The following is a 7,701-nucleotide window of genomic DNA, read 5'->3' as shown; positions in this document are numbered from 1 at the left end:
CAGCGCCGCCCCGTCAGTGACCCGGCTTATAAGGGCCACCCCTCACAACGTCAACCGCCCCGAAGCGATCAATCCGGACCGCCGGGGGAAAAGAAGTTAACAGGACATGAACGGACTGGCCACTCATGCCCGGATTTCCTGAACTTCCGACGCCGTTTCCGCTGTGGATAAAGGTGATGCGCTTCGCCGGCAAATCACGCCGGAATGGGAATCGGAGCGTCGTTGCCGTCGCATCGCGGGCCTGACCGACCGCATCCGCACGTTCTGTCCATACGGCGGCAACCTCCGGTCACGACGCAACGCCGGGACGGTGCCGGCAGAGCGGACGGCGGGCATGGCTTTTGCTATTCTGGCGGCGCGGACAGAGTCGTGCATAGACAATGAATGGCTGACCGGTCCGGGTGCGGGGGCAAGGCACACGGGCGCGGGCGGTCGGTTCGGCGGACGGCACAGGATGTCGGGGCGCCCGGTTTGTCGGGTCGCCGTGTCTTTATCGGGTCGCGGTGTCATGGAGCCGCCCGGACCGGGACCGAGGGCACCGGCGCCGCCTGGAGGGGATGCAGTTTGAGGATTTGTCAGTGACTAAGACGGTGGCAGCGGGCGATCGCGTCCCTCAGGCCGGCGCTTCCGCAGGCCGGCCTGACGATCTGGCGCTTCATGTGCCGGCCCGGCTGCTGCGCGCCTGTCCCGATTGCGGCCGTATGCATTATCTGCCCGATCTGCCCGAGGGCCATGCCGCGCGCTGCGAGCGCTGCGACGGGCTGTTGCGGCGTTCGCGCCGCAATCCGGTCGACCGTTCGCTGGCGCTGGCGCTGTGCGCGCTGCTGCTGTTCACGATCGCAACGTTCACGCCCTTCCTCACCATGTCGATCTCCGGCCAGAATGTGACCGCGGATCTGACGACCGGCTCCCTTGAGCTCGATCAGCAGGGCTTCTGGCAGCTGGCGGCCCTCGTTGCCGCCACCACGCTGATCGCACCGGTGGCCCGGCTGCTGGCGACGTCTTATGTGCTGCTGGCGCTGCGGATGCGGCGGCCGCCGCGGCATCTGGCCAGTGTGTTCCGCTGGGCGGCGCGGCTGAAGCCGTGGTCGATGATCGAGGTGTTCCTGCTGGCCGTGCTGGTGGCTTATGCCAAGCTCATCGACATGGCGAGCGTGGAGGTCGGCATCGCGGTGTTCGCCTTTGCCGGGGTGATGATTGCGACCGTCGCCGCCGATCTCGTGCTGGACCCGGAGGTCGTATGGGCGGCCATCGACCGCCGCGACCGCGGCAGCGAGGCCGACGCGCCGCTCGGGTCGCTGGAGGGCGCGGTCGGATGCGAATGCTGCGGACTGGTCAGCCGCCCGCGACCGTTCGAGGCCTCCTGCCCGCGCTGCGGCGCCCCGCTTCATGCCCGCAAGCCCAACAGCCTCAACCGCACCTGGGCGCTCGTGATCGCGGCGGCGATTCTGTATGTGCCGGCCAATCTCTATCCTGTCATGACCGTGATCTCGATGGGACGCGGCGCGCCCGACACCATCCTGAGCGGGGTGGTGGAACTGGTGCATGCCAACATGCTGCCGCTGGCGCTGCTGGTGTTCTTCGCTTCCATCACCGTGCCGGTGCTGAAACTCGTCGGGCTGGTCACGCTGCTGATCACCACCCAGTGCCGTTCGCCGGCGCGGCTGCGCGACCGCACGCAGCTCTATCGCATCGTCGACGCCATCGGCCGCTGGTCGATGATCGATGTCTTCATGCTGTCCATTCTGGTCGGGCTGGTGCGGCTCGGCAATCTGGCCACCATTGAGCCCGGCCTCGGCGCCATCTCGTTTGCCAGCGTCGTTGTCCTGACGATGCTGGCGGCAGAATCGTTCGATCCGCGGCTGATGTGGGATGCGGCCGGCCGCAACGGCACGCCGGCGCAGCATCCGCCGCACACGTCCTCCGCAGGGCCGCCGTCATGACCGCAGCCCGCGCTCTGTACAGCCGGCCGCCCCCGGCAGCCGCCCGCCCCGCCTTCGCCGTCCCGCCCCGCCGGCTCAAGTGAGCGACGATGAATACACCCCGTGATCCGCATTCCCTCCCGCCCGAAGACGCCGGCCCCGCGCCGATCGGCCAGCCGACGATCCGGCGCAACCGGCGCATTTCGATGGTCTGGATTATCCCCATCGTCACCGCCCTGATCGCGGCGTTTCTGGGCTGGCGCACGCTGTCCCAGCAGGGGCCGCTGATCACCATCAGCTTTTCCGATGCAGACGGCATCGAGGCGGGCAAGACACCGGTCAAATACAAGAATGTCCAGCTCGGCACGGTGCAGACCGTGGCACTGGGCGAGGATATGCGCCATGTGGTGGTCACTGCCCGCATGGACCGCAACGCAGACCATGTGCTCACCAGCCACGCCCGCTTCTGGGTGGTGAAGCCGCGGGCCAGCATCACGCAGATTTCCGGTCTCGATACCCTGCTGTCCGGCGCCTACATCGCCGTTGATCCCGGCGCCCCCGGCGGCGAGGAGCGGCATAAGTTTCAGGGTCTGCCGCAGCCGCCCATCGTCCAGTCCGATGTGCCCGGAACGGCGTTTGTCGTCACCGCCAGCCGGCTCGGCTCGCTCAGCCCCGGTTCGCCGGTGTTCTTCCGCGATTTCACCGTGGGGCAGGTGCTGGGCTACGACCCTTCGGACATGGGCGACCACGTCTCCATCCATGTGTTCGTGCGCGCGCCCTATGACCGTTATGTCCGCGATGCGACCAACTTCTGGAATGCCTCCGGCTTCGCCGTGCAGCTCGGCGCGGAAGGTGTGAGCTTTGAACTGGAATCGCTGGAGGCGGTGCTTGCCGGCGGCATCGCCTTCGACACGCCGGAGGCACTGCGCGAGACCGCGCAGGCCAAGGCGGGAACGGAATTCAAGCTCTATCAGGATCAGGCCGCGGCCATCGCCTCCGGCTACCATCGCCGGCTGCGCTATGTGTCCTATTTCGAGGGCTCGTCCGTGCGCGGCCTCGGTGCCGGATCGCCGGTGCAGATCTATGGCATCACTATCGGCACAGTCACCAACGTGACGCTGCAATATGACAAAGAAAACAATGTTTTCCGCGTTCCTGTCAATTATGAGCTTGAACCCGGCCGCATTGGCCTTTCCGACGATCAGCTGAGCGATCCGGCGCTGCGCAAGGCCATCGGCGATATGGTGGGCAAGGGCATGCGCACGCAGCTGCGCAGCGCCAACCTGCTCACCGGGCAGCAGGTGCTGGCGCTGGATTTCTTCCCGCAGGCCAAGAAAGCCGGCATCCGCGTTGTTGCCGGCGAGGAGATCATTCCCAGCGTGCCACCGCAGATCGACAGCATCAGCCGGGCTGCGACGGACATCATGGACAAGATCGCCCGTCTGCCGCTCGATCAGATCGCCGACAATCTTAACGGATCGCTGGAGGGCGCCAACACGCTGCTGAACTCGCCCGACCTGCGCAAGTCTCTGGATGCGCTGGCCGGTGCGATGACGCAGATGCAGTCGGTGATGAAGCAGCTCGATACGCAGATCACACCGGCGCTGCAGCAACTGCCGCAGATTGCCACCGGCCTCAACAAGGCTGTGGTACAGATCAACACCCTCGTCGGCTCCGTCGACAAGGGGTATGGCGCCGGTTCGCGCTTCAAGCGGGAGCTTGACCGCATGATCGGGGAGTTCACCGACAGTGCGCGGTCGGTGCGGGTCGTCGCCGACCTGCTCAGCGCCCATCCCGAAGCCCTCATCCTCGGCCGCACCGGAAAGGGGAACCAATGAGACCACACCGCACCCGCCGGCTTCTGCGCCACGCCGTCGCCGGCCTGCTGCTGGGCGCGGCCGCACCGGGTCTCGTGGCCTGCGCCTCGCCCGATCCGGTGCTCTACACGCTGTCGCCGGTCGATGGCGCGCCGCGCAGCGGCGGTCCGGCCCGCGTCGAAGTGCGGGAAATCGGGCTGGCGCGCTATCTCGACCGGCCGCAGATCGTGCTCTCGACGGCCGACAGCCGGGTGGATATCGCCGCAAACCAGCGCTGGGGCGATCCGTTCGGCGCCATGTTCAGCCGCGTTCTGGCCGAGAACCTCAGCCAGCGCCTGCCCGGCTCGCTCGTCTACAACGACACCGGCACCCTCTCGGTGACGCCGAATGCCGTCGTGGAGGTCAGCCTGCAACGTCTGGATCGCGACCGTGACGGCAGCATCCTGATGGTGGCGCAGGTCGCGGTCATGCGGGGCGGCAGCACTGCGGCGCGGGCCGTGCGGCTTTCCGTGCCGCCGGCCGGCAGCAGCACGCAGGACAATGTGCGCGCCATGAGCAAGGCGACCGGCGAACTCGCCGACATCATCGCCGCCATGCTCGCCTGATTCCCAACCGGGGCCGCCGGCCCCGGTCCGGCGCGCCAGCCGGCACCGGGCGGCAGCGTCCTGCCCGAACGCCGCGGACCTGCCCTTGTTTCCGAGAGAAACCGTCATGCTGAACCCGCCTCCGCCCCCTGCGGCCCGCGGTGCCTGCCACGCCGGCGATCGCAATCCCGGCATGGCGCTCGATCCGGCCTGGTTTGCGGATGTCGCCGTCAACCGGCCGGCGACAGACCGGCGCCTTGCCGCGCTCGCCGCCCGGCCGCTGCCGGCCGGCGCCCATCGGGCAGCCTGGCTGGTGCAGGCGCTGCGGGCCATCGACCTGACGACACTGGCGGGCGACGACACCCCCGGCCGCGTCGGGCGCCTTGCCCGCAAGGCGCGCCGGCCGCTGCGGCCGGAACTGTCGGCGGCCCTCGGTTTTGCCGATGCGCCGCTGCAGGTGGCCGCGGTGTGCGTCTATCCCACCATGGTGGCACCGGCTGTGCGGGCGCTGGAGGGAAGCGGCATTCCTGTCGCCTCCGTCGCCACCGGCTTTCCCGCCGGGCTGACGCCGCTTTCCACCCGCCTCGACGAGATCCGTTTTGCGGTGAGCGAGGGCGCGGCGGAAATCGATATCGTCATCACCCGCGCCCATGTGCTGACCGGCGACTGGGCAGCGCTTTATGACGAAGTCGCCGCCATGCGGGCGGCCTGCGGGGAGGCCCACCTCAAGGCCATCCTCGCCACGGGCGACCTGAGGACGCTGACGAATGTCTACCGCGCCGGCATGGTGGCGATGATGGCCGGGGCCGATTTCATCAAGACCTCCACCGGCAAGGAAGATGTCAACGCCACGCTGCCGGTCAGCCTGACGATGGTGCGCGCGGCGCAGGATTATTTTGCCCGCACCGGCTGGCGTGTCGGCTTCAAGCCGGCCGGCGGCCTGCGCACGGCGGCCGATGCGCTGGCGTGGCTGGGGCTGATGCGCGCCGAGGCCGGCCCGGACTGGATGGCGCCGGATCTGTTCCGCATCGGGGCCAGTTCCCTGCTGGCCGATATCGAGCGGGCGCTTGAAACCCTCGTCACCGGCCGCCCGCCGGTGCCCGGCTATCACGCCCCGGCCTGACAGCCGGTCGCCCTGCAATCCTGCGGCGGCGGGGCGACGGTTGCCTCATCCGCCTTTCCGGCAAGCTGCCTGCTGCGGTGCGCCGCGCCTGAAGGACTGTTCCCCATGGCCTCAGCCTCTCCCGTACCCATGGCCTCTGCCGATCCCGCCCTCATTCGCGAGGCCCTCGCAACCATGGCTCCCGGCCCCTCCCTGCAATCGCCGGCCGAGGTCCTCGACTGGCTCGGCCGTCGCGACGGCGTTCTTCGGGCGAGCATCGGCGGCACGGCCGAGGCCGGCGGCGACGGAGCCCTTCAGGCCGTCGTCAACCCCGCCACCGGCCAGCCGCTTGTCCGCCTTGCGATCGCCGGAGCGTCCGGGGCGGGCGCGGCCGTGCAGGCGGCGGCCGAAGCGCAGGCCGGCTGGGCCGGCCTCAGCGCCGCATTGCGGGCAGCCCATCTGGAGGGCTTTGCCGATGCTGCAGACCGCAGCCTGCGGCGGCTTGCTCTGCTGGACACGCTCGCCACCGGCCGGCCGCTGCGCGACGGTTTGCAGGCGGCAATGCCGGCCCTTGTCGCCGGCCTGCGTTATCACGCGGCGCTGGCGCTCGGCGCGGGCGAGGGCACCGAGAGCGGCACCCGTCCGCACGGTGTCGTGGCCGTCGCGCTGCCGCTGTGGGGCGCGGCGGAGTGGTTCGGGCGCACCGTGGCGGCAGCCCTTGCCGCCGGCAACGCCGTGGTCGCCGCCGTGCCGCCGGCTGCCGCACCGGCCCTGCTGATGCTGGCCGATATCGCCGCGACCGCCGGCCTTCCGGCCGGCACGCTTTCGGTGTTGCCCGGCGGTGAAGAGACCGTTGCGGCGCTGATTGCCGAACCGGCGGTGAGCTACCTGTGGTGCGCCGCCGCGCCGGACGAGGCACGCCGCCTTTCCGCCCTTGCCACCGCGCGCGGCCTGACGGCGGTGTTCTGCACCGGGGCGCCCGCGCCGCTGATCGTGTTCGAAGACGCCGACCTCGATGCCGCCGCCGACGGCATCGCGGAGGCGGCATGGGGACCGCGCGGGCTCGGGCTGGCCGGCTGCCGCTGCCTTCTGGTGCAAGAGGGCATTTCGGCCCGCCTCGTCGCTCGCCTGCACGCCCGGCTCGGCCGGCTCGTCGCCGGCGACCCGCTGGATCTGCAAACCGATATCGGCCCGCTGCCGCCGGCGGCTTCGCACGGGGCGGCACGGGCGGCCCTCGCCGCCGATATCGCCGACGGTGCGCTCGTCCACCCGGCCGATGCCCTTGCCGGCGACACGGCGCTACCCCCCCTGCTCGTCACCGGCATCGGCCCCGGCGCGGCGCTTCTGCGCGCGCCGCTGACGGCGCCGGTCGCCGGGCTCATCACCTTCCGCACCCCCGACGAGGCGGCGATGCTGGCCAATGCCGGCCGCTTCGCCTTCGTCGCCAGTGTGTGGACCCAGTCGCTCGACCTCGCGCACGACGTGGCCCGGCGGCTGGAGGCCGGCGGCGTCTGGATCAACATGGCGCCCTCGCCCGCCCCCGAACTGCCGCTGGCCGGGCGTGGCGACAGCGGCACCGCGCCCAGCGGCGGCCTCGCCGGCTTCGCAAGCTGGCGGAAGAGCATCCTGCCCGGGCCGGCCGCCGGGGTCTGGCCGGCCGGCGATGCGGCGGGCGCGCAACAGGCCGTGGCGGCCGTGGAGCGGGCCGGCCGGGCGGGCGGCTGGAGCACGGCCGCGGCGGCCGAGCGGGCAGGCCTGCTGACCGCTCTGGCCGGCAGCCTCGAAGCCGGTCTGGCCGAGATGATCCGGCTTTTTGCCGCGGGCCTGCGGACGGCGCCGGCCGGCGCCCTGCTGCAGCACGGCGCGCGCTGCCTGACGCTGGCCTCGGCCGATCCGCGCGGCATCGTCGGTCTGGCCGTGTCGCAGCCGGTCGATGCCGGCCTGCTGGCCTTCACGGTGCTGCCGTTCCTGACCGCCGGCAACCGCGTCGTCCTCGTCAGCCCGCATGACGGCGGCGCAGACGTGGCGCAACTGGCCGCCGCCCTGCCCGCCGGGGTGCTGACCGTGGTGCGCGGCGGACCTGATGCCGCCGCCGCGCTCGCCGGCCACCCGGCAACGGCCGCCTTCTGGCACGATGGCAGTCCGGCGCTGGCCGCAGCCGTGGCGCCGGAAGCCGCGCGCCTGCTCGTTCCCGTCGGCATCCTCGCGCCCGGCGAAGCCGATGCCCTGACGCGGAGCCGGACCGTGACCTTCCCGTTTGGTGTATGAGGGCAACA

5 protein-coding genes are annotated in these 7,701 nt (G+C 70.6%); all 5 read left to right on the top strand.

All coding sequences use genetic code 11. The features are described 5' to 3' along the window. Positions 1–557 precede the first annotated feature (557 nt). The 5 genes from V7067_RS03015 (at position 558) to V7067_RS02995 (ending at position 7,693) form a co-directional block, all read left to right on the top strand. Positions 558–1,943, top strand: coding sequence for a paraquat-inducible protein A (locus V7067_RS03015; RefSeq protein WP_334174395.1), 1,386 nt, complete (start codon positions 558–560; stop codon positions 1,941–1,943). Between the two features lie 89 nt (positions 1,944–2,032). Further along, the gene (locus V7067_RS03010; RefSeq protein ID WP_334174394.1) at positions 2,033–3,760 is read left to right on the top strand and encodes an MlaD family protein; all 1,728 of its coding nucleotides are present in this window, start codon (positions 2,033–2,035) and stop codon (positions 3,758–3,760) included. Beyond that, positions 3,757–4,344, top strand: coding sequence for a PqiC family protein (locus tag V7067_RS03005; RefSeq protein WP_334174393.1), 588 nt, complete (start codon positions 3,757–3,759; stop codon positions 4,342–4,344). The genes V7067_RS03010 and V7067_RS03005 overlap by 4 nt, the downstream gene beginning before the upstream one ends. 106 nt (positions 4,345–4,450) lie before the next feature. Further along, on the top strand, positions 4,451–5,446 hold the full coding sequence (gene deoC / locus V7067_RS03000) for a deoxyribose-phosphate aldolase (protein ID WP_334174392.1): 996 nt from the start codon (positions 4,451–4,453) through the stop codon (positions 5,444–5,446). Positions 5,447–5,551: 105 nt separating this feature from the next. Next, positions 5,552–7,693 (top strand): aldehyde dehydrogenase family protein, encoded by a 2,142-nt coding sequence (locus tag V7067_RS02995; RefSeq protein WP_334174391.1) that lies wholly within the window; start codon positions 5,552–5,554, stop codon positions 7,691–7,693. Positions 7,694–7,701: the final 8 nt, after the last annotated feature.

The sequence above is a fragment of the Pseudoxanthobacter sp. genome (assembly GCF_036822375.1).
Taxonomy (GTDB): domain Bacteria; phylum Pseudomonadota; class Alphaproteobacteria; order Rhizobiales; family Segnochrobactraceae; genus Pseudoxanthobacter.
Note: the sequence above shows the minus strand (reverse complement) of the source record. Positions and strands in the feature narration are given on the sequence as shown.